A 309-nucleotide genomic window follows, 5' to 3' on the forward strand; every position below is an offset into this window, starting at 1 on the left:
GTGGGTGAGAGTGATCGCCGTGAGGGTGGCCGTGAGGGACCAGGCGGCGAGGGTCAGCCAGGCGCCGGTGACCGTGGTCGGGAACGGGTCCGGGTTGAGGACGTCGGGGTGCACCTCGATCAGTCGCAGCCAGGCGGCGAGGGGCAGGGCGTCGTGCAGCTCGGCCATCCACCGGTGCTCGTCGCTGTCGATGAGCATCGGCGCCAGCAGGAGCACCGTCGTGGCCGCAGCCACGGCCCCGGCGGCGTGCCGGGTGAGCGCGCCCAGACCCATCCCGACCAGCGCGCACACGGGCACCAGCACGGCGCT

1 pseudogene is annotated in these 309 nt (G+C 73.8%); it reads right to left on the minus strand.

Annotation, left to right across the window (positions count from 1 at the left end):
* Window positions 1-291: pseudogene (locus ACSNN9_RS28715) on the minus strand (hypothetical protein); the annotation flags it as partial.
* Window positions 292-309: the final 18 nt, after the last annotated feature.

Source organism: Micromonospora sp. URMC 107, assembly GCF_051386315.1.
GTDB lineage: Bacteria > Actinomycetota > Actinomycetes > Mycobacteriales > Micromonosporaceae > Micromonospora.